This window comes from Streptomyces mayteni (assembly GCF_054783955.1).
Genome location: NZ_BAAGPR010000065.1, coordinates 20,149 through 45,097, shown reverse-complemented (window position 1 = coordinate 45,097; position 24,949 = coordinate 20,149). Strand labels below are relative to the sequence as shown.

19 protein-coding genes and 2 pseudogenes are annotated in these 24,949 nt (G+C 74.7%); 15 read left to right on the top strand and 6 right to left on the bottom strand.

Annotated elements, in window-relative coordinates; genetic code table 11:
• Nucleotides 1–60: 60 nt before the first annotated feature.
• The 3 genes and pseudogenes from ACYVPE_RS25450 to ACYVPE_RS25440 all read left to right on the top strand — a co-directional run.
• A pseudogene (locus ACYVPE_RS25450) lies at nucleotides 61–843 on the top strand (TerD family protein); the annotation flags it as partial.
• Nucleotides 844–848: 5 nt separating this feature from the next.
• Nucleotides 849–1,658: a glutamate racemase gene (locus ACYVPE_RS25445; RefSeq protein WP_461036035.1), complete on the top strand. Its 810-nt coding sequence runs from the start codon at nucleotides 849–851 to the stop codon at nucleotides 1,656–1,658.
• Complete coding sequence (locus tag ACYVPE_RS25440) at nucleotides 1,655–2,146, top strand: NUDIX hydrolase (protein WP_461036034.1); 492 nt, start codon at nucleotides 1,655–1,657, stop codon at nucleotides 2,144–2,146. The genes ACYVPE_RS25445 and ACYVPE_RS25440 overlap by 4 nt, the downstream gene beginning before the upstream one ends.
• Before the next feature lie 42 nt (nucleotides 2,147–2,188).
• On the opposite strand, the gene ACYVPE_RS25435 is transcribed toward ACYVPE_RS25440, so the two are convergent.
• The 3 genes from ACYVPE_RS25435 to dhaK are packed head-to-tail and all read right to left on the bottom strand — an operon-like array spanning nucleotide 2,189 to nucleotide 4,263.
• Nucleotides 2,189–2,614, bottom strand: a complete 426-nt coding sequence (locus ACYVPE_RS25435; protein ID WP_461036033.1) for a PTS-dependent dihydroxyacetone kinase phosphotransferase subunit DhaM — start codon at nucleotides 2,612–2,614, stop codon at nucleotides 2,189–2,191.
• Entirely contained in the window at nucleotides 2,607–3,230 is a 624-nt protein-coding gene (gene dhaL / locus ACYVPE_RS25430) for a dihydroxyacetone kinase subunit DhaL (RefSeq protein ID WP_461036032.1), read from the bottom strand. Before dhaL ends, ACYVPE_RS25435 begins: the two co-directional genes overlap by 8 nt.
• A 40-nt stretch (nucleotides 3,231–3,270) precedes the next feature.
• Complete coding sequence (gene dhaK, locus ACYVPE_RS25425) at nucleotides 3,271–4,263, bottom strand: dihydroxyacetone kinase subunit DhaK (RefSeq protein WP_461036038.1); 993 nt, start codon at nucleotides 4,261–4,263, stop codon at nucleotides 3,271–3,273.
• Nucleotides 4,264–4,503: 240 nt separating this feature from the next.
• Between dhaK and ACYVPE_RS25420 the strand changes: the two genes are divergently transcribed.
• Nucleotides 4,504–6,477, top strand: coding sequence for an NAD-binding protein (locus ACYVPE_RS25420; RefSeq protein ID WP_461036037.1), 1,974 nt, complete (start codon nucleotides 4,504–4,506; stop codon nucleotides 6,475–6,477).
• Between the two features lie 56 nt (nucleotides 6,478–6,533).
• Here ACYVPE_RS25420 and ACYVPE_RS25415 read toward each other — a convergent pair whose 3' ends face one another.
• On the bottom strand, nucleotides 6,534–7,754 hold the full coding sequence (locus tag ACYVPE_RS25415; protein WP_461036031.1) for a serine hydrolase domain-containing protein: 1,221 nt from the start codon (nucleotides 7,752–7,754) through the stop codon (nucleotides 6,534–6,536).
• 125 nt (nucleotides 7,755–7,879) lie between these two features.
• Here ACYVPE_RS25415 and ACYVPE_RS25410 point away from each other — a divergent pair, with 125 nt between their 5' ends.
• A complete protein-coding gene (locus ACYVPE_RS25410) occupies nucleotides 7,880–8,536 on the top strand; it encodes a response regulator transcription factor (RefSeq protein WP_461036030.1) in 657 nt (218 codons plus the stop codon).
• A 4-nt stretch (nucleotides 8,537–8,540) separates the two neighbouring features.
• A complete protein-coding gene (locus ACYVPE_RS25405) occupies nucleotides 8,541–9,689 on the top strand; it encodes a sensor histidine kinase (RefSeq protein WP_461036029.1) in 1,149 nt (382 codons plus the stop codon).
• A gap of 114 nt (nucleotides 9,690–9,803) precedes the next feature.
• Here ACYVPE_RS25405 and ACYVPE_RS25400 read toward each other — a convergent pair.
• Nucleotides 9,804–10,751 (bottom strand): annotated as a pseudogene (locus ACYVPE_RS25400) (methyltransferase); the annotation flags it as partial.
• 286 nt (nucleotides 10,752–11,037) lie between these two features.
• Here ACYVPE_RS25400 and ACYVPE_RS25395 point away from each other — a divergent pair.
• The 8 genes from ACYVPE_RS25395 (at nucleotide 11,038) to ACYVPE_RS25360 (ending at nucleotide 21,180) form a co-directional block, all read left to right on the top strand.
• Complete coding sequence (locus tag ACYVPE_RS25395) at nucleotides 11,038–11,544, top strand: hypothetical protein (RefSeq protein ID WP_461036028.1); 507 nt, start codon at nucleotides 11,038–11,040, stop codon at nucleotides 11,542–11,544.
• Nucleotides 11,544–12,929, top strand: a complete 1,386-nt coding sequence (locus ACYVPE_RS25390; RefSeq protein WP_461036027.1) for a serine/threonine-protein kinase — start codon at nucleotides 11,544–11,546, stop codon at nucleotides 12,927–12,929. Before ACYVPE_RS25395 ends, ACYVPE_RS25390 begins: the two co-directional genes overlap by 1 nt.
• Complete coding sequence (locus ACYVPE_RS25385) at nucleotides 12,926–14,230, top strand: VWA domain-containing protein (RefSeq protein WP_461036026.1); 1,305 nt, start codon at nucleotides 12,926–12,928, stop codon at nucleotides 14,228–14,230. Before ACYVPE_RS25390 ends, ACYVPE_RS25385 begins: the two co-directional genes overlap by 4 nt.
• Before the next feature lie 24 nt (nucleotides 14,231–14,254).
• Nucleotides 14,255–15,385: an ATP-binding protein gene (locus ACYVPE_RS25380; RefSeq protein ID WP_461036025.1), complete on the top strand. Its 1,131-nt coding sequence runs from the start codon at nucleotides 14,255–14,257 to the stop codon at nucleotides 15,383–15,385.
• Nucleotides 15,382–18,270 (top strand): DUF5682 family protein, encoded by a 2,889-nt coding sequence (locus tag ACYVPE_RS25375; RefSeq protein ID WP_461036024.1) that lies wholly within the window; start codon nucleotides 15,382–15,384, stop codon nucleotides 18,268–18,270. Before ACYVPE_RS25380 ends, ACYVPE_RS25375 begins: the two co-directional genes overlap by 4 nt.
• A gap of 59 nt (nucleotides 18,271–18,329) precedes the next feature.
• A complete protein-coding gene (locus ACYVPE_RS25370) occupies nucleotides 18,330–18,836 on the top strand; it encodes an ArsR/SmtB family transcription factor (RefSeq protein WP_461036023.1) in 507 nt (168 codons plus the stop codon).
• A gap of 45 nt (nucleotides 18,837–18,881) precedes the next feature.
• Nucleotides 18,882–19,712, top strand: a complete 831-nt coding sequence (locus tag ACYVPE_RS25365; RefSeq protein ID WP_461036022.1) for a M23 family metallopeptidase — start codon at nucleotides 18,882–18,884, stop codon at nucleotides 19,710–19,712.
• 88 nt (nucleotides 19,713–19,800) lie between these two features.
• A complete protein-coding gene (locus ACYVPE_RS25360) occupies nucleotides 19,801–21,180 on the top strand; it encodes a cytochrome P450 family protein (RefSeq protein ID WP_461036021.1) in 1,380 nt (459 codons plus the stop codon).
• A 182-nt stretch (nucleotides 21,181–21,362) separates the two neighbouring features.
• Here the strand turns inward: ACYVPE_RS25360 and ACYVPE_RS25355 are convergent, their stop codons facing one another.
• Nucleotides 21,363–22,394, bottom strand: a complete 1,032-nt coding sequence (locus ACYVPE_RS25355) for a LacI family DNA-binding transcriptional regulator (protein ID WP_461036020.1) — start codon at nucleotides 22,392–22,394, stop codon at nucleotides 21,363–21,365.
• Between the two features lie 184 nt (nucleotides 22,395–22,578).
• Here ACYVPE_RS25355 and ACYVPE_RS25350 point away from each other — a divergent pair, with 184 nt between their 5' ends.
• On the top strand, nucleotides 22,579–24,903 hold the full coding sequence (locus ACYVPE_RS25350; protein ID WP_461036019.1) for a glycoside hydrolase family 3 N-terminal domain-containing protein: 2,325 nt from the start codon (nucleotides 22,579–22,581) through the stop codon (nucleotides 24,901–24,903).
• The last annotated feature ends 46 nt before the right edge of the window (nucleotides 24,904–24,949 follow it).

Below are 24,949 nucleotides of genomic sequence, written 5' to 3'. Positions count from 1 at the left end.
CTGTGAGCCAAGGAGTTGCCAGACATATTTGTCTTCCTAAGACCGCTTGGCCTCCGACTTCCCGCGCCCGCCGGCATGCCGCCCTCGCCCTACGGCGCGCCCGCCGCCACCGCGTCCTTCCCGCCGCAGCAGGCCACCCCGGCCGCGCCGCCCGCCGCGCCCGCCGCGCCCGCGCCGGCCGGCGGCGCAGGAGTCAACCTCAGCAAGATCACCCTCACCAAGGCCTCGCCGACGATCTCGCTAGCCAAGCAGGGTGCCACCTCGGGCCAGATGCTGATCAACCTCAACTGGCAGCAGCGCGGCGGCCAGCAGCAGAGTGGTGGCGGCGGCGGTTGGCGGGAGCGGCTGACCAAGGCCATGGGCGGCGGCCTCGACCTCGACCTGGGCGCCCTCTTCGAGCTCAGCGACGGCCGCAAGGGCGTCGTCCAGGCCCTGGGCAACGCGTTCGGCTCGCTCCACCAGCCGCCCTACATCCACCTGGACGGCGACGACCGCACCGGCGCCGTCGCCAGCGGCGAGAACCTGACGATCAACCTGGACCACGCGCAGGACCTGCGCCGCGTGGTGATCTTCGTGACGGTCTACTCCGGCGCGGCCAGCTTCCAGGGCATCGCCGCCACCGTCACCCTCACCCCCGAGCGCGGCGCGCCGGTCGACTTCACGCTCGACGAGTGCACCGTCGCCTCCCCGGTCTGCGTGCTCGCCGAACTCACCAACCAGGGCGGCGAACTCGTCGTCCGCCGCGAGGCCCGCTACCTGGTGCCGGACCGCGGCGTCAGCCCGCAGCGCACCGTCGACCACGCGTACGGCTTCGGCATGCAGTGGACCCCGGGGCGCAAGTGACGTCGGTGCGCATCGCACTGGTCGACTCGGGCATCGGCCTGTTGGCCGCCGCGGCCGCCGTCCGGCGGCTGCGGCCCGACGCCTCGCTGGTGATCTCGAACGACCCCGACGGCATGCCCTGGGGCCCGCGCACCCCGGCGGACATCACCGCCAGGACGCTGGCCCTCGCCCGGGCCGCCGTCGTCACCCCGCCCGACGCGCTGATCGTCGCCTGCAACACGGCGACGGTCAGCGCGCTGCCGGAGCTGCGCGCCGAGCTCGAACCCGCGGTGCCCGTGGTCGGCACCGTGCCGGCGATCAAGCCGGCCGCCGCCTCCGGCCGGCCGCTCGCGGTCTGGGCCACCCAGGCCGCCACCGAGAGCGAGTACCAGCACGACCTGCTGCGCCGCTACGCCGCCGGCGTCCCGGCCGTCGGGGTGCCGTGCCACGGCCTGGCCGACGCCGTCGAGCGCGCCGACGACGAGGCCGTCGAGGCCGCCGTCAAGGCCGCTGCGGCGCTCACCCCGCCGGAGACCCGCACCGTGGTCCTCGGCTGCACCCACTACGAGTTGGTCGCCGACCGGATCCGCCGGCACGTCACCGCCGTCACCGGCGCCGAGGTCGCCCTGATCGGCTCGGCGGACGCCGTCGCCGCCCAGGCGCTGCGCCGCGCCGGGCTCACCCCGGCGCCGGGCGCCGAGCCGGGCGGCACGCTCGAGGTCTTCGCCAGCACCCGCCCCGCCACGCTTCCCGGGGTGACACTCGCCTACCCCGAGGGGCGCCTGATCGCGACCATGGCCACCGCGCCGCGCCCCAGGCCTAGGCTCGTGCCATGACGACCCCCGACTTCATCCGCGAGCTCCGCGTCGACATCGGCAACCGGCTGCTCTTCCTCCCCGGCGTCACCGCCGTCGTGCTGGACGACGACGGGCAGGTGCTGCTCGGCCGGCGCGCCGACAACGGCCAGTGGGCGCTGATCGCCGGCATCCCCGAGCTGGGCGAGCAGCCGGCCGAGACGGCGGTCCGCGAGGTGTACGAGGAGACCGCCGTGCGCTGCGTGGCCGAGCGGGTCCTGCTGGTGCACACCGGCGACCCCGTGCGGTACCCCAACGGGGACCGCTGCCAGTACCTCGACATCACGCTGCGCTGCCGCGCGCTGGGCGGCGAGGCCCGGGTCAACGACGACGAGTCCCTCGAGGTCGGCTGGTTCGGCCTGGACGCCCTGCCGCCGCTGCGCGAGCACGAGCTGACCCGGATCAAGCTGGCCCTGTCGGACGGGCCCACCTGGTTCGAGCCGGCCGCCGCGCCGGCCGCCGACGACTGACGGCGGCTGACGACTGACGGTGCGGCCTCCGCCCGCGGCGGCTCAGGTCTTCCGGAAGGTGTACGCCTCGCCGGCGGCGGCCGCCACCGCGGCCAGGTCGCCGCCGGCCGAGGCGGTCACGAGCGCGGCCACCGCGCCCTCCACGAACGGCGCGTCCACCAGCCGGGTGTCGCGCGGCAGTTCCTCGCCCTCCGCCAGCATCGCCTGGACGGTCAGCACCGCGCTGCCCAGGTCCGCGAGGACCGCCACCCCGGCGCCCCGGTCCACCCGGCGCGCGGCCTCGGCGATCAGCTCGGAGCTCGTTCCGAAGCCGCCGACGCGCTGGCCGCCGGCCGCCGCCGTCGGCGCCAGCTCGCCGCCGCCGGCCAGACCGGCCGCCAGCCGCGCCACCGCCTCGGCGACCTCCGCGCTGTGCGACACCAGCACGATCCCCACCACCGCCCGCTCAGCCACCACCCGCTCAGCCATCGCCCGCCTCCGCGCCGGCCGCCGCCGCGTCGGCGAGCGCCCCGATCAGCAGCGCCGAGGACGCGGCGCCCGGGTCCAGATGCCCCATGCTGCGCGCGCCCAGATAGCTCGCGCGGCCCTTGCGGGCCCGCAGCGGCACGGTGGCCGCCGCGCCCTCCTCGGCCGCCTGCCTGGCCGCCGGGTAGTCGGGCAGCGCGGTGACCGCCGGCAGCAGCGCGTCCACCATCGTCTTGTCGCCGACCGCCGCGCCGCCCAGGCTCACCACCCCGTCCACGCCGGCGCGCAGCGCCTCGGCCAGCCGCTCGTCGTCGACCACCTGGTCGTCCCCGAGCGCCTTGCCCGCGCTCCGCAGCAGCGTGCCGTAGAGCGGGCCGGCCGCGCCGCCCACCTTCGAGATCAGGGTGCGGCCCGCCACCCGCAGGGTGCCGCCCGGATCGGCGGGTGGCTCCTCGGCGAGCGTGGCGACGACCGCCACGAAGCCGCGCCGCATGTTGCTGCCGTGATCGGCGTCGCCGATGGCCGAGTCGAGCTCGGTCAACCGGCCGGCGTCCCGCGCGACGGCCTCCGCCGCCGCCTCGAGCCAACGCCGGATGAACTCCGCGTCCCGCTGCGCCACTCGTGCTCCTCCCACCGCTCCCTCGAACGACGTGCCGGGCTCAACGGCCCCAGCGCAGCCCCGGCGTACTCACCGGCGCGTCCCACAGCCGCAACAGCTCCTCGTCCACCTGGCACAGCGTCACCGAACAGCCCGCCATGTCGAGCGAGGTCACATAGTTGCCGACGAGGGTACGCGCCACCTCGACCCGGCGCTCGGCGAGCGCCCGCCGCACCTCGGCGTTGAACCCGTACAGCTCCAGCAGCGGCGTCGCCCCCATGCCGTTGACCAGCAGCAGCACCGGGCCTGTGGGCATCCGGTCGGTGAGCAGCGCGTCCACCGTGACGTCGGCGATCTCCGCCGACGTCATCACGGGCCGCCGCTCGCGCCCGGGCTCGCCGTGGATGCCGATGCCCAGCTCGAGCTCGCTGGCCGGCAGGTCGAAGGTCGGGCTGCCCTTGGCCGGGGTGGTGGGCGCGCCGAGCGCCACCCCGAAGCTGCGGGACGCCTCGGACGCCTGCCGGGCGACGGCCTCCACCCTGGCCAGCGGGGCGCCGGCCTCGGCGGCCGCCCCGGCCAGCTTCTCGACGAACAGCGTCCCGCCGGTGCCGCGCCGGCCCGCCGTGTACAGGCTGTCGGTGACCGCCACGTCGTCCTGCACCAGCACCCTGGCGACCTCGACGCCGTCGTCCTCGGCGAGCTCGGCCGCCATGTCGAAGTTGAGGACGTCGCCCGTGTAGTTCTTGACGACGAACAGCACGCCCGCCCCGCCGTCGACCGCCGCGGCCGCCCTGGTCATCTGGTCGGGCACCGGCGAGGTGAACACCTCGCCTGGACAGGCGGCGTCCAGCATGCCGGGGCCCACGAAGCCGCCATGCAGCGGCTCGTGCCCCGAGCCGCCGCCCGACACCAGGCCGACCTTGCCCGCCACCGGCGCGTCCCGCCGCACGATCAGCCGGTTCTCCTCGTCGACCGCCAGCTCGGGATGCGCGGCCGCCATCCCGCGCAGCGCGTCCCCGACGACCCGCTCGGGCTCGTTGATCAGCATCCTCACCGGGCTGTCCTCCCTGGTTCGGTCCACGGCTCTCCGTGTCGGTCAGCGTACGGACCCGGGCCGGGGAACGGCAGCCTTTGCACGGCCCGACGGCGCGCCGCGCCGGATCGGGGCCCGGCCGACACCCGGCCAAGAACACGCCGCCGCAAGGAAGTTGGGAATCCGACGGGGCGTCGGGGGAGACTGGGACCCGTGACGTCACTTCCCCAGCAGAACCGGCGCGACGGCGCGCCAGGGCACATGATCGTCTGCGGCGACGACGCGCTGGCCGCCCGGCTGGCCGCCGAGTTGCACGACGTCTACCGGGAGCGGGTCACCCTGGTCGTGCCGCCGGCCCCCGGCGCGGACGGCGCGCCTTCCGTCTCGCCCGGCCGGGCCAGGGCGGCCGCCCTGCTCCGCCGGGTGACCGCAGCCGTCACCCGCCCGGCGCCGCCCGCCGACCCCGAGGACAGCGGCGTCTTCGCCCGCCGCCTCGACGACACCAGCGGCGAGCTCCGGCTGCCCATCGAGGAGTTGACCGCCCCGGAGGCCACCGAGGAGGTGCTGCGCCGGGCCGGCGCCGAGCAGGCCACCGCGCTTGCCCTGGTCTACGAGGACGACGAGGCCAACATCCGGGTCGCGCTCGCCGCCCGCCGCCTCAACCCCCGGCTCCGGCTGGTGATCCGGCTCTACAACCGCAAGCTGGGCGACCACCTCGCGCGCCTCCTCGACCAGGCCGCCGCCGTGACCATGCCGGAGGGCGACCGCGCCGACGTCGACGCCGCGACCACCGTGCTCTCCGACGCCGACACCGCGGCCCCGGCGCTCGCCGCCACCGCCATCGCCGGCACCAGCAAGATCGTCGAGACGGACGGGCTGCTGCTGAGGGCCGTGGAGCGCACCCCGCCGGGCCCGGGCGAGATCGCCCACCCGGGGCTCTGCACCCTGGCGCTGCTCTCCTCCACCACCAACGACCCGGCGGGCGACGAGGGTTCCGACAACAGCGGCGCCCGGGCCCCGCAGCTGCTGCCCGACGAGGAGACGGTCGCCGCGGCCACCGGGCGCGGCACCATGGTGCTGGAGACCGTGGCCCACTCCGGGGCGCGGCCCACCAGGACCGTGGCGCCGGCCGCCCGGCTGGCCGAGATCTTCTCCCGCCGGCTGCGCTGGGCGCTCCTCGGCGTCTGCATCGCCGTCTTCGGGCTGGCCGTCACCGCCCTGTTCACCACGGGCGACGAACCGCTGCACGCCACCTATCTGATCGTCCTCGACCTGTTCTCCATCAACGAACCGGCCATCGGGCAGCCGGTGTCGCGGCAGGTCCTGCAACTGCTCTCCGGGCTCGTCGGGTTGGCCCTGCTGCCCATCCTGGTGGCCGGCGCCCTCGAGGCGCTCGGCGCCTTCCGGGGCAGCGGCGCGCTGCGCCGCCCGCCGCGCGGCCTCTCCGGGCACGTGGTGCTGCTCGGCCTCGGCAAGATCGGCACCCGGGTCCTCGGCCGGCTGAGGGAGCTCGGCATCCCGGTGGTCTGCGTGGAGGAGGACCCGGAGGCGCGCGGCGTGGCGCTGGCCCGGCGGCTGCGGGTCCCGGTGGTGCTCGGCGACGTCACCCAGGAGGGCGTGCTGGAGGCCGCCAAGGTCGACCGGGCCGGCGCCCTGCTGGCGCTCACCAGCTCCGACACCACCAACCTGGAGGCGGCGCTCTACGCCCGCACCATCCGCCCCGAGCTGCGGGTGGCGCTGCGGCTCTACGACGACGACTTCGCCACCGCCGTCTACCGCACCCTGCGCACCGCGCACCCGAACGCCCTCACCCGTAGCCGCAGCGTCTCCTCGCTCGCCGCGCCCGCCTTCGCCGGCGCCATGATGGGCCGCCAGATCCTCGGCGCGATGCCGGTCGAGCGGCGGGTGCTGCTCTTCGCCGCCATCGAGGTCGAGGGGCACGCGGAGTTCGAGGGCCGCACCCTGGCCGAGGCCAACCGGCCAGGCGCCTGGCGGGTGATCGCGCTGGACACCACGGCCCCGGCCGACCGGCAGGCCGACCTGACGGGCCGTTCGCCCGACGAGGATCGTGGCGGGCCGGCCAGGCTGCTGTGGGAGCTGCACCCCGGCTATGTGCTGCGCCCCCAGGACCGGGTGGTGGTGGCCGCCACCCGCCGTGGCCTGGCCGAACTCCTCGGCCGCCACCGGCCGGCGCCCGGCCCCCGCCGCCAGCGGGCGCCGGGCACGACGCCGTAGCCGTCCCACCGGCCGGTCCCACCGGCCGGCTCGGGCGCCCGGCTCGGGCGTCCGGCTCAGGCGCCCGCGGCGAGGATCAGCTCGCGGGCCCGGTCGGGGACGGCCGGCAGGACGCCCTGCGGGGTGTCGTAGTTGGCGAGGACCACCGCGACCCAGCCGGTGTCGGGGAAGAGCTCCACGCTGGTCGCGATGCCCCGGGACCCGCCGGTGTGCCCGACCGCCCACTGGCCGCGCTCCAACGCGACCATCGGGCCGTACGCCTGGAACAGCGTCCGGCGCGGTCCTTCGCCGCCGCCGTTGCCCGGCGCGCCCCGCGGCGCGGCGGGCGGCACCTTCCCGCCGAGCGTGATCCCCACGAACGCCGGGTCGAGGAGCTGCCCGCCGGTCAGGGCCCGCGCGAACCGGTCGAGGCCGGCGCAGCTCGCGAAGGCGTCGCCGGCCGGGGTGCCGACGAACAGCCGCTGCTCGATGACGTCCTCCCGCTCGCCCGTCTCCGTGACGGCGTACGGGTGGGCGATGCGGCGGTCGTCGCGCCACTGGGTCCTGGTGTAGAAGTCCGAGTCGGTCATCCCGGCCGCCCGGAAGACGTGCTCCCTGACGTGGTCGTGGTACGGCCGGCCCGCGACGGCCGCGACGATCTCGCCGAGCACGTGGTAGCCGGTGTTGCTGTAGGCGAACCCGGCGCCCGGCGGGAACGCCGGCCGGTCCGCCCTGACGAACCTGCCGAAGCCCGCCATCACCTCCGCCACGCTGTCCCAGGTGGCCGACTCCTCCTGGAACCCCGGCATCCGGAAGGTGTCGCCGAGGCCCGAGGTGTGGGTGAGCAGGTGGTGGACGGTCACCTGGTCGGCGACCTCGGCGGGGAAGCCGTCGAGGTAGGTGCCGACGGTCGCCTGGTACCGCACCTCGCCGCGCTGGGCGAGCTGGGTCACGGCGACGGCGGTGAACAGCTTGGTCACGGAGGCCAACGAGAAGAGCGTGTCGGGGCCGTTGGGCAGCGACCGGTCGCGGTCGGCCATGCCGTGCGAGCGGGCCAGCACCTGCCGCCCGTGGTGGGTCAGCAGCACGCTGCCGGAGAACCGGCCCTGTTCGGCCTCCGCCGCGAGGAACGCGTCGAACGCGCCACCCGGCCGTAGTTCGGGCGGGACGCGGCCGGACGTGGCCCGGGCGGCCTCGGCGCTCCCGGCCCGGGCGGTCCCGGTTCCGGCCAGCGTCGCGCCGGTGGCGGCGAAGGAGACGCCGAGGGCGCCGAGGACGGCGCGGCGGGTCGTGGTCATGAGGAGGTCACCCTTCACGGAGGGGGCGGAGTCACTGCGTTCCGCACTTCTACCGGGGCGCGCCGCTCGGCTCCCGATCGTCGCTCCATACGCGGTCCATAGGTCGGCGTCGGCAGACTGCGGGCATGCGGGTACTGCTGGTCGAGGACGAACAACCACTGGCGAAGTACGTGGCGGCCGGCCTGCGGAAGCACGGCTTCGCCGTCGACCTCGCGGGCGACGGCGGGTCGGCGCTCGAGAAGTGCGCCCACACGCCGTACGACGTGGTCGTGCTCGACCGGGACCTGCCCGTGGTGCATGGGGACACGGTGTGCCGGCGCCTCGCCGGGGACGGGAGGCATCGTGTCCTCATGCTCACCGCCGCCGACTCGGTGGAGGACCGGGTCGCCGGCCTGACCCTCGGCGCCGACGACTACCTGAGCAAGCCGTTCGCGTTCTCCGAACTCGTCGCCCGCGTCTGGGCGTTGTCGCGGCGCAGCGCCCCGGCCAGGCCGCCGGTGCTGCGCGCCGCCGACGTGGTGCTCGACCCGGCCAGGCGGCTGGCCGAGCGCGCCGGCCGGGCGCTGCACCTGACGCCCAAGGAGTTCGGGGTGCTCCACGAACTGCTCGCCGCCCGCGGCGACGTGGTCAGCGCCGAGACGCTGCTGGAGAAGGTCTGGGACGAGCACGCCGACCCGTTCACCAACGCCGTCCGCATCACCGTCGGCACGCTGCGCCGCAAGCTGGACGACCCGCCGCTGATCGACACCGTCACCGGCGCCGGCTACCGCGTCAGGACGTGACACCGTGCCCCGGCACCAGCTGACGGCCCGCGGCCGGCTCACCCTCCTCCTCACCGCCCTGGTGCTGGCCGCCGGCCTGGTCCTGACCGGCCTGACCTACCTGTTGATGCGGGGGCACCTCGGCCCCCGGATGGGCGTCGTGCGCCTCACCTCGGGGGGCGACGTGCCGCCCGCGCCCTCCCTGCCCGACCAGCTGCTCGACACGGGAGAGCGCCTGCGGCGGCTGGCGCTCTCCTCGTTCCTCACCCAGGCCGCCATCGCCCTCGCGGTGGTGACCCTGCTGGCCGCCGTCCTCGGCTGGTGGCTGGCCGGGCGGATCCTGCGGCCGGTCCGCGCCATCGCGGCCACCGCGCAACGGCTGTCGGCCGACAACCTCTCCGAGCGGGTTCCGGTGGCCGCGCCGGCCGACGAGCTCGCCGCGCTGGCCACCACCGTCAACGGCATGCTGGACCGCATCCAACACGGCCTGCACGGTCAGCGCCTGTTCACCGCCAACGCCGCGCACGAACTGCGCACGCCGCTGGCCACGATCCGCACCGCCGTCGACGTCACGCTCGACGGCCGGCCGGACCCGGACGACCTCGTCGCCATGGCCCACGACGTGCGGGACGCCGCGGCGCGCAGCCAGCACACCCTGGACGGGCTGCTCCTGCTGGCCCGCAGCCAGGCCGGCGCCGGCGGCCCGGGCGGGCCGGCGGACCTCGCCGGGATCGCGGCCGACGCCGTGGCGGCCGCCGCGCCCGAGGTCCCGGCCGGCGCCCTCGCCGTGGAGACCGCGCTCGGCCCGGCGCCGGTCACCGGGCGCTCCGTGCTGCTGGAGCGGATGGCGGGGAACCTGATCGGCAACGCCGTCCGCCACAACCACCCGGGCGGTCGGGTCGAGGTCAGCACCGGCACGAGCCGGGCCGGCCGCTCCCGGCTGCGCGTCGTCAACACCGGTCAGGTCATCGCCCCCGGCACGGCCGACCGCCTGCTCGAACCCTTCGTCCGCGGTGAGGGCGCCCGCGTCCACAGCGAGGCCGGATCAGGTCTCGGCCTGTCCATCGTCCAGGCGGTCGTCACCGCCCACCACGGGACGCTGTGCCTGACGCCGCTGCCCGACGGCGGCCTCGACGTCGTCGTTCAGCTGCCCGTGAGCCCCGCCGGCGGCTGAGCCGGGGGCGGGGCCGTTCGAGGACGTGTCGTTCGGCGAGGGCGCCTTCCGGCAGACGGCCAGCGTGTCGTGCTCGCCGAGTGGCCGGTGGGCCACCGAGGCGAAGCCGGCCGCGGTGGCGTGTGCGCGCAACTCCTCCAGGGGGTAGCCGGAGCCGCCCCTGGTCAGTACCAGCATGGAGAGGCTGATCCGGAGGTTGTGGCGCTCCGCCTCGTCGAGCGCCCCGGTGAGCATCCGGTCGTAGACGAGCAGCACGCCGCCGGGGTTGACGCTCTCGTGGAGCGCGCGCAGCAGGAAGGCCCGCCGCTCGGCAGGCCAGTTGACCAGGGTGTGCCCCATGACCACGACATCGGCCGCGGGCAGCGGGTCGGTGAAGAAGTTCCCCGCGTGGAAGGACAGCCGGCCCCGCAGCCCGCGGGCTGCGGCCTGCTCGGCGGCCAGCGGCGCCATCATGGGCAGGTCGAACACCTGGCCGGTGAGGTGGGGGTGGGCGGCCAGCAGCCGGGAGAGCAGGCCGCCACGGCAGCCGCCCACGTCGAGCACCGACCGGTGCCGGCCCCAGCCGTCGTAGGCGGCGAGGAGCGGCCCGACGAGCGGGTCGGTGATGAAGTCCATCTGGTCGGCGAACTGGCGGACCATGTCGAGGCGGCTGACCGTGTCCGTGAACTCGTCGCTGCCGTGCGGGGTGCCGGTGCGCAGCGACTCGGTGAGGTCGAGCAGGGCCGGGAACATCCGCCGGAGCAGCACGTCCCCTGTGTAGTGGGCGCCGCCGCGGACCAGATAGCGGTCGGCCACCGGGGCGTTGCGGTAACCGTCGCCGTGCCGTTCCAGCATGCCGTTGTGGACCAGGAGGTCGAGCCAGTCGGCCATGCCGCGGCCGTGCAGGCCGAGCGCCGCACGGAGGTATTCGAGGTCGGCGGGACCGGTGGCGAGTGTGCCGAACAGGTCGAGCTCCAGGGCGGTGAGCAGGGCCTGGGCGTCGCAGAGGGAGTTGGTCAGGCCGATGAAGTCGGCTGGGACGCGGGCGGTGTCGGTGGTGGGGGCGGCGCCTTCGGCGATCACGGACGAGCTCGTCACGGGGGCTCCTTGGCTGTCGAGTGGCGGGGCCGCTCCGTTCCATTAGGGACAATTACCGAGCTGGTGTCAATAACGCATCATCGGCCATGAAAAGCATGATTCTGTGATGAATCGAACCATCCGATGATGGGGAGAGCGGCTGATCATCGCGTCCTGAGGGATTGTCAGTGCCCTCCGCCATGCTGTTTCCCAAGATCGACGCGGCGGACGAGACCTCGCGTCGGCACTCACACGCATGGGCGACGGCGCGGGCGCGCCAGGCTGGAGATCGATGGTCGTGAACGAGGCGGACACGGAGCGAGCCGCGTGGGAGCGCGGCAGCACGGTGCGGGTGGTGGAGCCCGTGCGACCACGGAAGTTGGCGAAGGTGCCCTTCGTCGAGCTGGCCGAGGGGCGGCTGCAGGGGGTGGTGTCGAGCGGTTCCGACCCGGCGCGGGTCTACGTCGCCTCGATCGCCGCCCGCAGCCACGGCCTCAGCTGCAGCACCAACAACAACCGGCCGTGCGGCGGCCTCGGGGCGCGGCCGTGCAAGCACCTGCGGGCGCTGGCCGACGAGGCCGTGCTCCAGTACGGCGTCGACCGCGTCGCCCGCTATCTGCACGCCGAGGTGGGCGCCGAAGGCGACCTGCTCGCCGGCCTGACCGGCGGGCGGGAGGCGGCCCCGGCGGCCGCCGTGTTCAGCCGGTTCCTGCGCCACCTGGCCTATCTGGAGCTGCCCGACCACCGGGCGCCGATACCCGAGCTGCACTGGTTCCCGGCCCCGGAAGCGGTGCGCTGATGCGGGGAGTCCAGCTCACCGAACTGCGGGCGGCCGAGCCCGCCGGGGCCGCCGCCGCCCTCGACCTGGTGGCCGGCCTCGACGAGGCCCTCGGCGACGGCCTCGCCAGGCTCGGCGCCGAGCGCCTCGCCGCGCTCACCGAGCTGGCCGGCGCCTTCGCCGCCACCCCGCTCGGGCCCGCGCTCGCCGAGGCCGTCGAGAAGATCGCCGCCGGCTCCGTCACGGACGAGCACCTGGCCACCCTGGCCGGCGCCCGCACCGCGCTGTTCGGCGCCGTGACCGGCGCCCGGCTCGCCGCGCTCGACCCGGCGCTCGGCCGCGCCAGGGCTGAGTGGTCCCGGCCGGTGGCCGACGAGCCGCCCGCCGCCGGGCCGCTGGCCGGGCGCCGCTCCTGGCTCCGCGAGCTGGCCATCGCCGGCTGGCGCGGCGTGGGCCACGACCTGGTCTCCGCCGTCGACCAGACCGTCGAGGCCCTGCTCGCCGACCCGGCCCACCGCCGGCTCGCGGTGCTGGTCGACGGCCTGGCCGCCGAGCTGCGCGCCGCCTCCCCGGTCGCCGCGCTCGACGTGCTGCCCGCCAGGCGCTGGGCCGACCTCTGGTCGCGCGCCCTGCTCCTCGCCCAGGGCGGCGGCCAGGCCACCGACCCGGAACCGGTCTCCGGCCGGCTGCTGATCCTCGGCGCCGACGCGCACGAGCACGGCACCGCCTTCCAGGTCCAGGTGCACGCCGTCCTGGAGCCCGCCGGCGGCGCGCCGCCCCGCCTGGTCCGCGCCGCGGTCGGCGCCGGGAAGGTCGACACCATCACCGGGCCCGCCGTCTGGCGGCTGCTCCAGCACCACCAGAAACTGCTCACCGCGCTGGCCGAGCGCCGCGCCCTGGAGATCACCGAGCTGCCGCTGCTGCCGGGCGGCGACCTGGTCTGGGACGAGGAGCGGGCCACCGTCGGCGAGCCCGCCGACCCCTTCGCCACCGCCCGGGTCCTGCTGCCCCAGGCCACCGCCGCGCCCGTCCCGCCCCTCGACCGGCACCCGGTGCTGATCGCCGAGCCCGTGCTCGTCGAGGGCTACGACTCCGACGGCGCCACGCTCGAACTCGACGGCGTCGCCCTGGAGATCGCCCCCCACCGGCTGCCGGCCTGCGGGCCGCTCACCCCCCAGTTGGTCCGGTCCTCCACGGCCTGCGTCGGGCTGCTCAGGCTGGAAGGCGACCGCTGGCTGCTCCAGCCGCTCGCGCTCCAGGCGACGGTCAAGCGCAAGCCGGCCGAGGCGCACAACGGCGACTGGGCCCTGGGCGTCACCGACCAGAAGATCGCGAAGGCGGAGGCACGGGCCGGCGACCCGGTCACCGTGCTCCGCGAACGAGCCGGACGGCTGCTGCGGAAATGACCGGAACCGACGGCGCACAGCCGTACCAGAACCGCCGCCAGGTGCTCTACTGGCGCCTCCTCTCCCGCCTCTTCGACCACGAGGAACAGCCGGCGCTCGAATCCGCCAGCGTCGCCGTCGTCCAGGACCTGGGGCTGCCCCCCGGCCTGCTCGACCCCGCCGTCTCGGTGGACAACCTGGTGCAGCGCTTCCCCGAGCTGGCCGGCGAGTTCCAGAACCTGACGTCCCCCACCGAGGGCGGCGACCGGGCCCCGGCCGAGGAGGACCCCCGCGAACAGGCGCGCCGGGCCGCCCTGCTCTCCAAGCTGCTGCTCAACGTGTTCGCCACCGGCACCGGCGACGTCACGGCCGAGCAGCTGGCCGACTGGCAACGCGACGCCGGCTGGTGCCGGCGCGGCATGGGCCAGGAGGCCGGCGGCGAACTCTCCGGCACCCTGGCGAACCTGGAGGCCGACCTCGTCTCCCGGATGCGGCTGCGCGAGGTGCTGGCCGACTCCGCCCTGGCCAGGCAGCTGACCCCCAGCATGTCGCTGATCGAGCAGCTGCTGCGCGACAAGGCCAACCTCTCGGGCGTCGCGCTGGCCAACGCCAAGGCCCTGATCCGCTCCTTCGTCGACCAGGTCGCCGAGGTGCTCCGCACCCAGGTGCGGCAGACCAGCGCGGGCGTCGTCGACCGGTCCGTGCCGCCCAAGCGGGTCTTCCGCAACCTGGACATCGACCGCACCATCTGGAAGAACCTCACCAACTGGAGCCCGGAGGACCAACGGCTCTACGTGGACCGGCTCTTCTACCGGCACACCGCCAAGCGCACCACGCCGGCCCGGATGATCGTGGTGGTCGACCAGTCGGGGTCGATGGTCGACTCGATGGTCAACTGCACCATCCTGGCCTCGATCTTCGCGGGGCTGCCCAAGGTCGACGTCCACCTCGTCGCCTACGACACCCGCGCCATCGACCTCACGCCCTGGGTCCACGACCCGTTCGAGACGCTGCTGCGCACCACGCTGGGCGGCGGCACCGACGGCACGGTCGCCATGACCAGGGTCCGCCCCAAGATCGCCGAGCCACGCGACACCGTGCTGGTCTGGATCTCCGACTTCTACGACAACCGGTCCCTGATGACCGACTTCGAGTCCCTGCACCGCTCGGGCGTCAAGGTCATCCCGGTCGGCTCGGTGAACAGCTCGGGGCACGCCAGCGTCGACCCCTGGTTCCGCGAGCGGCTCAAGGCCCTCGGCACCCCGGTGATCTCGGGGCACATCCGCAAGCTCGTGTTCGAGCTCAAGAACTTCCTCGCCTGACAACCACTCCTGGAGAGACCACTCATGACCGACACCCCGCTGCTGCGCGCCCCCGCCGAGGTGAAGTACGCCGAGGAGCTCGACTGGCTGGAGTCCGTCGACGACGGCCCCAAGCCCTTCTCCTGGCGGCTCAGCCCCCGGATGGTCCGGCTGTTCGTGCTCGGCTCCGAGCGCGCCGACGGCCTCGACCGGGAGATCCCGCAGAAGTGGTTCGGCGACCGCGGCTTCGTCGAGCGCGCCATCGTGACCCTCGCCTCGGACCGCGGGCTGCTGCTCATCGGCGACCCGGGCACCGGCAAGAGCTGGCTGGCCGAGCTGCTGTCCGCGGCCATCAGCCGCAACTCGACGCTGGTCGTGCAGGGCACCGCCGGCACCACCGAGGACCACGTCAAGTACTCGTGGAACGTCTCGATGGTGATCGCCAAGGGCCAGTCCAGGGAGTCGCTGATCCCCTCGCCGATCATGACCGCCATGGAGCGCGGCGTGATCGGCCGCTTCGAGGAGCTGACCAGGTCCACGAGCGATGTCCAGGACGCGCTGATCTCCATCCTCTCCGAGAAGTACGTGTCCATCCCCGAACTCGACGACCACAACGGCGACAACGTCGTCTTCGCCAAGCCGGGCTTCTCCGTGATCGCCACCGCCAACAGCCGCGACCGCGGCGTCAACGACCTGTCGTCCGCGCTGAAGCGCCGGTTCAACTTCGTCCGCATCCCGGTGGTCACCAACAAGCGAAGCGAGGCCGAGATCGTCAGGTTCCGCACCAGCGAGCTGCTGCGCAGGCACCGGATGGAGCTCGAGGTGCCGCCCTCGCTCCTCGACATCCTGCTGCAGAGCTTCGCCGACCTGCGCGCCGCGGCCGCCTCGGCCACCAGCGACGACCAGCGCCTCGAGTCGTCGCTCTCCACCGCCGAGGGCATCGGCGTGCTGGAGGACGCCATCCTGCACAGCCAGTTCTTCGGCGACCGCACGCTGGGCGCCCGCACCCTCGCCGGCTCGCTGGTCGGCTCGCTGGCCAGGCGCACCCCCGAGGACCTCGCCATCCTCAACAAGTTCTGGCACGGCGTCGTGGAGTCGCGCGCCAAGAAGGACGAGGGCGGGCCCTGGCAGGAGTTCCTCGAGGGCGGCCGCGACGCGATCACCACCCTGTCATGAGTGACGACATGTCGACACCCGAGGCGGGCGAGGTGGCGCCGCCGGCCGGCCCCTTCGCCGCGCTCCGCGAGCAACTGCTCGCCGCCGCCGACGAGTTCGCCGGCGACTCCGCCGCGGTGCCCGAGATACTCGCCGGCATGGTCGACGACGTCGACCGCGCGCTGCGCGAGCGTCTCGAGATCTTCCCGGTCTGCCACCACTCGCCGGCCTCGGCGCTCGCCATGGCCAGGCGGCTGCGCGACAAGCGGCCGACCGTCATCTACCTGGAGCTCTGCGAGGACCTGCGGCCGCTCGTCGACGAGCTGCGCAACTGCCGGCTCCCCGTGGCGCTCCAGGCGTTCGCCACCGAGCTCGACGGCTTCCCGCCCGGTTGGTCCCCGCTCAGCGTCGTCGCCCCCGTCACCGAGGCGTCCGCCGAGTACCAGGCCATCGCCTACGCCCTTCAGACCCCGGGCGTGGAGCTGGTCCTCGTCGACCGCTCCACCGACCACGTCTTCCAGTGGCTGCGCGAGGACCGGGCGAACGAGGCGACCGCCGAGCAGGGGGAGAACGGGGCCGAGGGGGCGCCGTCGCCCGAGCCGCGGGACGAGGCGGGCCTGCACGGCGACGCGGTCGGCATCGAGATCGGCGACCTGCGGCCCCGCTTCGAGGAGCTGGAGGCGCACCTGCTGCACCACGGCAGGGTGCGGCACTGGTCGGAGTGGTGGGACCAGTACGTGGAGCGGCCGTTGGCCGGCGCCGACCACGACACCTACCGCCAGGTCATGGTGATGATCGGGAGCCTGTTCCGGCGGCTGGGCCCCGAGCGGCCAGAGCACGACGCCAGGGACGAGGACCGCGAGCGCTACATGTGGACCAGGATCCGCGAGCACCTGGCCGCCTCGGGCGCCGACCCGGAGGGCTGCGTCTACGTCTGCGGCGCCTTCCACGCCGCCAGCCGCGTCGCGGAGTTCGGGCTCGCCGCCGAGGCCCCGCCGTACGAGATCAGCCCGCGCACCGCCACCTCCTGGAGGTACGGGCTCATCCCGTCGAGCCACTCCGCCATCGAGGCGCAGTTCGGCCTGGCCCAGGGCGCGGTGTCCATCGCGGCCGCCGCCTGGGACCGGGCGCTGAGCAGCCACCGGGTCACCCCGTTCCGGCTCCGGGGCCAGAAGGCGGGCGGCGCCACGTCGGCGGGCGCCAGGTCAGGCGGCCGGTCGGCGCGCGGGCGCGCCACCCGGCCGGCCGGCCCCGAGCCGTCCGCCGACCGGCTCTCCGGCTTCCTCGGTACCCCGCCCCCACCGGACGGCCTCGACGAGGAGGAACTGCTCGGCTGGTGCGTGGACATCGTCCGGCTGGCCCGCCGCAACGGCTATCTCGCCAGCACCGCGGACGCCATCGCCGTCTACGAGACCTCGATCCTGCTCGCCGGCATGCGCGGCCGCGACCGGCCCACCCCCTACGACTTCGAGGACGCCGCGGTCACCTGCATCGAGAAGGACACCGTGCCCGGCCGGCGGGACGTCCGCCGGCTGTGCGAGATCCTGCTCGGCGGCGACCGCGTCGGCTCCGTGGGATACGCGGCGCTGCCACCGCTGGCGCGGGACGTGCTCGACCGGCTGGCGCCGCTCGGGGTGAGTCTCACCGCCCGCACCAAGCAGCGGGCGCTGCTCGACCTGGAGGCCGACCCCGAACTGCGGGCCTGCTCCGACCTGCTGTGGGTGCTGCGCCGCCTGCTCGGCGACGTCGCCCGCCCCGTGATGGGTGCGCGCCGGCTCGGCGAGCGCTCCATCCAGGAGAGCTGGGACCTGGACATCGGCCGCAACCAGCGGGCCATCGTCGAGCTCGGCTACGAGGGCGTCTCCATCGAGCAGGTCCTCGAACAGCGGCTGCGCCGGGACGCGTGGGCGCAGCACGCCACCGCGGCGGCCGTGTTGGAGGGCGTCGAGGAGGCCATCCTCTACCTGGGCGGCGGTCGGCTCGCCGAGGAGCTCGGGGCGCGCGCCGTGGAGCTGCTGGCCGCCGAGCGCACCGTGGACCACGCGCCCCTGGTGCTGCGCCAGATCCGGCGGCTGTTGGCCCACTACCACGCCGTCGAGCCCGAACTGCCGCGCTGGTGCGAGGCGTTCGTGACGGCCGGCTACGCCCACTACTGCACCCTGCTGCCCACCGCCTTCGCCGACGAGGACACCGGGGTGCGCCAGGTGGGCGCCATGTTCGGGTTCCTCTTCGGCATGGAGAGCCTGGCGCTGTCGCTCGGCTGCGACCACACCCAGCTCGAACTCGCGGTCCGCCAGGCGCACCCCGAGGCGCCGGAGAAGGTCGCGCTGCTCTGGGCGGCCAAGTCGAGGCTCGGGCTGCTGACCCTGGACGAGCTGCGGGCGCGCGCCGCCGAACTGCTGGCCAACCCGCTGGTGATCCCGGCCTTCCCGCGCTATCTGAGCGGCTTCGTGCAGGCGTTGGAGTCGGTGCCCACGCTGGCGCCGTTCGTGGTCGAGGTGTTGTCCAGGGCGTTCGCCGACCTGCCCGACCGGGTGCTGCTGCCCTGGCTGCCGAAGCTGATCACCACGCTGCGCGCCGACGGCGGTGGGCTGCTGCCGACGCTGGTCCGCGAGGCGGGCCGCACCTTCCCCGCCTCGCTGCCGGCCCTGGACGGCTGGGTGCCGCCGTGGTCGGGGGAGCGGGCGGCGGTGGCGCCGGCCGGGCCAGGGCCGGCAGCGCCGGTGGCCGAGCTGCTGGCCGCCGCCACCGACACCTGCGACGCGGTGGCCGCGCTCCTCGGCCACGACGCCGGCTGGCGGCGTGCGGCGGCGCCGTCCGGCGAGGTCGGCGCCCTGCTGACCGGGCACCCGGCGACCACCGAGGCCGTGGCCAGGCTGCTCGCCGCTGGGCGGGCCGGGGGCTGAGCCGGGCCGCGGGCCACCCCCCTTGCCTGCTGGTTACGTAGTTACGTATATTCGTCATCATGGATCTCGAAGAACGGGTCGCCGAGCTCGAGCGCCGTCTCGCGGCGCTCGAGCGGGCCGGCGACCGGGAGGTGGTGGCGCCGGCCGCCGAGGGCGACTTCTGGGCACTCGAAGGGCTGCGGGCGCGGCTTGCCGAGGCGGGCGCCGACGCCGGGGGAGTGCTGTTCACCGGCTCCGTCCGGCTGCCGGCCGGCGAGCTGTTCCACTGGCAGGACGGGCTGACGGCCGAGCAGCTGTTCGACCGCGACTGGTCGGACGCCGCGGAGTCCTTCGCCGCGCTCGGCCACGCCGTGCGGCTGCGCCTGCTGCGCGAGATCCTCGGCGGCCGGCGCACCGCCGCCGAGCTCGCGGCGCTCGACGACCTCGGCACCACCGGCCAGATCTACCACCACCTGCGGCAGTTGACCTCCGCCGGCTGGCTGCACGCCGCGGCCAGGGGCCGCTACGAGGTGCCGCCTGGGCGGGTGGTCCCGCTGCTGGTCGCCCTCGCCACCGCCCAGCCCTGACCGGCCCCGCCCACGGCCACACGCCACCGACCTCAGGAGACCTCCATGCTCATGTGGCTCTCGATACTCCGCCGTTCCCTGATGGCGGCCTTCCTCGTCCAGCTGATCGCCGGCTTCTGGTGGGACTTCACCATGCTCTGGGGCTGGCTGCTGATCGCCGGCGCCATCCTGGCCGGGATCGCCGCCGAACTGGTCAACCGCCCGGTGACCGCCGCCCGCGACGGTGCCCCGTCGGACGCGGAGGCCGGGCCCGCGCCCGTCGAGGTCGCGCCGCCCGTCGTCGGCGGCTGGCGGGCCCTCAACAGCCCGGCCGACAAGGTGCCGAGCCACGGCACCAGCGCCTACGGCCAGTCGCACGCCATCGACATCACGGCCGCCCCCGAGGACCGTCCGGGCCCCGCCTTCGGCTGGTGGCCCCCGGCCCGCCCCAACCGCGACTTCCCCGCCTTCGAGCAGCCGCTGTTCGCGGTCGCCGACGCCACCGTCGTGCACGCCACCGACCGGCACCGGGACCACCTCAGCCGCAACTCGTACCCGGCCCTGCTCTACCTGTTCGTCGAGGGGCTGTTCCGCGACACGGCGGGAGCTGGCCGGGTGGTCGGCAACCACCTCGTGCTGGACCTCGGCGACGGCGTCTACGCCATGTACGCGCACCTGCGCCGGGGTTCGCTCACCGTGCGGCCTGGCGACCGGGTCGTCGCCGGCCAACAGCTCGCCCGCTGCGGCAACTCGGGCAACTCCACCGAGCCCCACCTGCACTTCCAACTGATGGACGGGCCGAATCTGGACACCGCGCGTGGCCTGCCGTTCACCTGGCGTGGCGTCGGGGTGCCGGCGAACGGCGAGCGGTTCTCCGTGGTGGCCTCAACGGCCTGAGTTGCCCGCACTGTTGGCATGAACCGGGCGGATGGGTGGTTAGGCTGCCCCTCCAGGGGAGACCAACCGCTCGGCAAGGGAAGACCGCATGGAATCGCGCATACCGTCCGATCTGGCGTCGCTGGCCGTGGAGCCGCTGATGACGAGGGACTTCGAGACCCGCCCCGCCCTCGTCTTCGAGCGGCTGCGCAACCGGTACGGCGCGGTGGCCCCCGTGGACCTGCTCGGCCATCCCGTCTGGCTGGTCATCGGTTACCACGAGGTCCTCGACGTGATGCGCGACGAGCGGCAGTGGAAGAAGACGCCCTCCTACTGGCGGGAGCTGAGGGAGGGGCTGGTGCCGGAGGAGTGGCCCATGCTGGCCGCCTACCGGACCAACACCCTGCTCCTCCAGGACGACGAGGTGCGGAAGGCGACCAGGGCCGCCCTGGAGGACGCCATGCGACCGTTCCAGGACCCGGGGCAGCCCCAGGCCATCGAGCTCAGGACCGCGGTGAGCCGGCACGTCGACGAGCTGATCACCGCCTTCACGGAGGGCGGCGGCAGCGGATTCGTCGACCTGAGCGCCCAGTTCGCCCGCCCGCTGCCGCTGATGGTGATCAACCGGCTGTTCGGCTTCCCCGTCGAGCAGGGCGACGACGTCGTCATGGACGCCTGGCGGCTCGCCGACTCGGGCCCGGACGCGGCCGAGGCGATCGTCAGGCTGCACGCCGCGACCACCGAACTCGCCGCCTACCGGCGGGCGAACCCGGGCGAGGACCTCACCACCCGCCTCATCGCGGCGGCGCCCGAGCTGTCGGACGAGCAGATCGGCTCCGAGCTCTACGCCATCCTCGTGTTGGCCGACTCGGCCACGAACTCCATCACCAACAGCGTGATCGAGGTCCTGGGCGGCAACGACACGGCCTACGACAACCTGAAGTCCGGCGCCATCCACGAGCTGGTCAACCGCGTGCAGATGGCCAACCCCTCCTGGACCAACCTCTCGCTGCGCTTCCCGGTCTCCGACGTCGACCTGGGCGACTTCCGGCTGGCCGCCGGCGACCCGGTGATGCCCTCGGTGGCCGCCGCGCACGGCGACCCGGTGTTCGTCAGCGCGCTCGACGACGACGCGCTCACGAGCTCCCGCGCCCACCTCGCCTGGGGCGCGGGCCCGCACCAGTGTCCCTTCCAGGAGCTGGCCGAGATGGTGGCCACCACGGCCGTCAGCCGGCTGTTCGAGCGCTGCGAGCTCGAACTCGTGCTGCCGGTCGACCAGATCCCGTGGCGCGCCTCGACCTACTTCCGCGGCGTGAAGACGCTCCCGGTGCGCTACCGGCAACTCGCCGGCACCGCGCCGCTGCCGGCCGCCGCGCCCGAGACCTCCGACCCGGCCGCCCCGGGCGACGCGGCCCCCGCCGCCGCGCCGCAGCGCCCGCGCTCCGGGCTCTGGCGCTTCCTGGCCGGCCTGCGCCAGGGCCGGCAGTAGCTCCGCGGTAACGCCCAACCGGCGGCCACGGCCCGAGCCTGGCGGGCCGAGTTCGCCTCCGCTTCACGGCACCCCGAAGGGGCGCGGGACCGTAACGTGGGGCGGCTCCGCCGCGTGGGCGCGACCGGCCACGACGCGCCCGCCGGCGAAAGACGGCCTGCCGCGGCACTGCCAGCGGAGCGTTACGGCGGGGCGGTGGAGCCGCGCACCAACAGCCGGGTGGCGAGCTGGACATGGTGCGAGTCGGGCTTCTCGCCCCTGGCGAGCTGCAGCGTGGTGCGGACGGCGACCCGGCCCATGTCGCGCAGCGGCTGGTGGACGGTGGTCAGCGGCGGATCCGTCCACAGGGTGCCGTAGGTGTCGTCGAAGCCGACCACGCTCAGCTCGCCTGGCACCCGCAGCCCCCGGGCGCGCGCGGCCACCAGCACGCCCATGGCGATGCTGTCGCTGCCGGCGAAGACGGCCGTTGGCGGGTCGGCCAGGTCGAGCAGCGCGTCCGCCATCCGCCGGCCGGCGTCGGGCTGGAACGCGTCGAGCAGCGCCAGCTCGGGGTCCTGCGGGACGCCGGCGGACTCCAGCGCGTCCCGGTAGCCGTGCAGCCGCTCGCGCGCCGGCACCGAGCGGTCGGGGCCGCCGGCGTAGCCGATCCGCCGGTGGCCGAGCGAGAGCAGGTGCTCGGTGGCCTGCACGCCGCCCGCCCAGTTGGTGGCGCCCACGCTGACCAGGCTCTCGTCCAGCGGGTTGAGCGGATCCACCACCACCAGGCCGAGCCCCAGCCGGTGGCAGGTGGCGATCTCGTCCGCGGTCAGCTCGGAGGTGACCAGGATCAGGCCGGCCCGGCCCCGGGCGCTCAGCTGCTCGAGCCAGGCGGGCCCGACCGGCGTGGTGCGGACGCCGCCGTTCGGGCGCAGCACGCTCGTGACGACCTCGGCGCCCAACTCCTCGGCGCCCGCGAGCACTCCGTCGAGCACGTGGACCGCGTACGGGTTGACCAGGGTGTCGAAGACGACCTGCACGCTGCCGGCCGGCGCGGGGTCGCGCGGCCCGACGGTGGGGGAGTAGCCGACCCGGCGCATGGCCTCCCGCACCCGCTCCCGGGTCTCGCCGGAGACCCCGGGGCGCCCGTTGAGCACCTTGGACACCGTGGCCTTGGACACCCCGGCGGCGGCCGCCACCGCGTCAAGGGTCGCCCGGGTGCCGTTCGTTCGCGCCATCGCCTCCGCCTCGCCGCCGTGTCGCAACGCCACCCTACCTGAGGTCCACGAAATAGTTTCGAGGATTCTTGGCTGTATTGACGCCCGAATGCCGGCGGCCTACCGTGCTCTGGGTTTAGTGAACAACTGGAAACTTTTTCCATCACTGACGGGCCGGTGTCGGACCGGTGACGAAGGAGCGCACATGCCGAAGACCGCGCCCTGGCGTGACCCCTCGCTACCCCAGGACGACCGCGTCGAGGCGCTGCTGGCCGCCATGACCGTCGAGGAGAAACTGGCCCAACTCGGCGCCCACTGGCCGCGCGCCGCGACCGAGGTGCGCGCCGAGGGCGGGGACGTGGCCCCGATGCAGAGCGCCTTCGAGGCCGGCCACCGCCCGTTCGAGGAGGCCGCGGCGCACGGCCTCGGCCACCTCACCCGGGTGTTCGGCAGCGCGCCCGTCGAACCCGCGGCGGGCGCCGAACGGCTGGCCGAGTACCAGCGGCGACTGGCCGAGGAGACCCGGCTCGGCGTGCCCGCCATCGCCCACGAGGAGTGCCTCACCGGCTTCACCACCCTGGGCGCCACCGTCTACCCGGCCGCCATCGCCTGGGGCGCCACCTTCGACCCCGACCTGGTCGGCCGGATGGCCGGCGCCATCGGCCACGACATGCGCGCGGTCGGCGTCCACCAGGGCCTCTCGCCGCTGCTCGACGTCGTCCGCGACTACCGCTGGGGGCGTGTCGAGGAGACCATCGGCGAGGACCCCTACCTGGTCGGCACCCTGGGCACCGCCTATGTGCGCGGCCTCCAGGAGCGGGGCGTCGTCGCCACCCTCAAGCACTTCGCCGGCTACTCGGCCTCCCGCGCCGGCCGCAACCACGCCCCCGTGCCCATCGGGCCACGGGAGTTCGCCGACGTGATCCTGCCGCCGTTCGAGATGGCGGTCAGGGAGGGCGGCGCCGGCTCGGTGATGAACTCCTACTCCGACCTCGACGGGCTGCCCGCAGCCGCCCACCACGGCCTGCTCACCGGCGTGCTGCGCGACGCCTGGGGCTTCACCGGCACCGTCGTCTCCGACTACTGGGCCATCAGCTTCCTCGACCTGATGCACCGCGTCACCGCCACCCGCGCCGAGTCGGGCGCCCTGGCCCTGCGCGCCGGCATCGACGTCGAACTGCCCGCCGCCGACGCCTACACCCGAATCGCCGAGCTGGCGCCCGAGGAGCTGATCGACCGCTCGGTACGGCGGGTGCTGCGCCAGAAGATCGCCCTCGGGCTGCTCGACCCCGACTGGCACCCCGCGCCGGCCGGTGCCGAGGAAGGCCGGCCCGTCGACCTCGACCCGCCGGCCAACCGGGCCCTGGCCCGCGAACTCGCCGAGAAGTCCGTGATCCTGCTCGACAACCACGGCACCCTGCCGCTGCCCGCCACCGCCCGCCGGATCGCGCTCGTCGGCCCCTGCGCCGACGACCCGCGCACCTTCCTCGGCTGCTACTCCTTCCCCAACCACGTGCTCTCCCGCTACGAGGAGCGCGGCACGGGACTGCCCATCGACTCGCTGCGCACCGCGCTCGGCGCCGAACTCCCGGCCGCCACCGTCGAGTACGCCAGGGGCGTCGCCGTCCTCGACCCCGACCCCGCCGGCATCCCGGCGGCCGTCGAGGCGGCCGCCCGCGCCGACGTCTGCGTCGCCGCCGTCGGCGACCTGGCCAGCATGTTCGGCCGGGGCACCTCGGGCGAGGGCTGCGACGCCATGGACCTGCGGCTGCCCGGCGCCCAGGCCGAGCTGGTCGAGGCGCTGCTGGCCACCGGCACCCCGCTGGTGCTGGTCGTCGTCTCGGGACGCCCCTACGCGCTCGGCGACGTCGCCGACCGCTGCGCCGCCGTCGTCCAGGCGTTCCTGCCCGGCGCGGAGGGCGGCGCCGCCATCGCCGGCGTGCTCGCCGGCCGGATCAACCCGAGCGGCCACCTCCCGGTCGGCGTCCCACGGCACCCGGGCGGCCAACCTGGCACCTATCTCGCCCCGCCGCTCGGCCGGTTCAGCCAGGGCGTCTCCAACGTCGACCCCTCGCCCCGCTACCCCTTCGGGCACGGCGGCTCCTACACCGAGTTCCGCCACGAGGACCTCGCGCTGAGCGCCGGGGAGATCCCGGCCGACGGCGAGCTGACCGTCGAGGCGACCGTGCGGAACACCGGCCGGCTGGACGGCGACGACGTGGTGCAGCTCTACCTCTCCGACCACACCGCGCAGGTGACCAGGCCGGTCCGGGAGCTGGTGGGCTACGCCAGGGTCTCGCTCGCCGCCGGCGCCGCCGCCCGGGTCCGCTTCCGGCTGCACGCCGACCGCACCTCGTTCACCGGGGTGGATCAGCGCCGAATCGTGGAACCCGGCACCTTCACGGTCGCCGTCGGCCACTCGAGCGAGGACCTCCCGCTGACCGCCGACTTCGCCGTGACGGGCGCCGTCCGCGCGGTCACCGGGGCCCGGGTGCTGACCACTCCGGTGGAGGTGGTGGCCGTCGACTGAGGCCACCCCCTGGTGGGGGCCCCGGACCGGTCCCATTTGACGCGCC

Coding starts and splice junctions, on each gene's coding strand:
- ACYVPE_RS25440 (WP_461036034.1), top strand. CDS start 1,655: ATGACGACCCCCGACTTCATCCGCGAGCTCCGCGTCGACATCGGCAAC.
- ACYVPE_RS25435 (WP_461036033.1), bottom strand. CDS start 2,614: ATGGCTGAGCGGGTGGTGGCTGAGCGGGCGGTGGTGGGGATCGTGCTG.
- ACYVPE_RS25420 (WP_461036037.1), top strand. CDS start 4,504: ATGATCGTCTGCGGCGACGACGCGCTGGCCGCCCGGCTGGCCGCCGAG.
- ACYVPE_RS25415 (WP_461036031.1), bottom strand. CDS start 7,754: ATGACCACGACCCGCCGCGCCGTCCTCGGCGCCCTCGGCGTCTCCTTC.
- ACYVPE_RS25410 (WP_461036030.1), top strand. CDS start 7,880: ATGCGGGTACTGCTGGTCGAGGACGAACAACCACTGGCGAAGTACGTG.
- ACYVPE_RS25395 (WP_461036028.1), top strand. CDS start 11,038: ATGGTCGTGAACGAGGCGGACACGGAGCGAGCCGCGTGGGAGCGCGGC.
- ACYVPE_RS25390 (WP_461036027.1), top strand. CDS start 11,544: ATGCGGGGAGTCCAGCTCACCGAACTGCGGGCGGCCGAGCCCGCCGGG.
- ACYVPE_RS25385 (WP_461036026.1), top strand. CDS start 12,926: ATGACCGGAACCGACGGCGCACAGCCGTACCAGAACCGCCGCCAGGTG.
- ACYVPE_RS25380 (WP_461036025.1), top strand. CDS start 14,255: ATGACCGACACCCCGCTGCTGCGCGCCCCCGCCGAGGTGAAGTACGCC.
- ACYVPE_RS25375 (WP_461036024.1), top strand. CDS start 15,382: ATGAGTGACGACATGTCGACACCCGAGGCGGGCGAGGTGGCGCCGCCG.
- ACYVPE_RS25370 (WP_461036023.1), top strand. CDS start 18,330: ATGGATCTCGAAGAACGGGTCGCCGAGCTCGAGCGCCGTCTCGCGGCG.
- ACYVPE_RS25365 (WP_461036022.1), top strand. CDS start 18,882: ATGCTCATGTGGCTCTCGATACTCCGCCGTTCCCTGATGGCGGCCTTC.
- ACYVPE_RS25360 (WP_461036021.1), top strand. CDS start 19,801: ATGGAATCGCGCATACCGTCCGATCTGGCGTCGCTGGCCGTGGAGCCG.
- ACYVPE_RS25355 (WP_461036020.1), bottom strand. CDS start 22,394: ATGGCGCGAACGAACGGCACCCGGGCGACCCTTGACGCGGTGGCGGCC.
- ACYVPE_RS25350 (WP_461036019.1), top strand. CDS start 22,579: ATGCCGAAGACCGCGCCCTGGCGTGACCCCTCGCTACCCCAGGACGAC.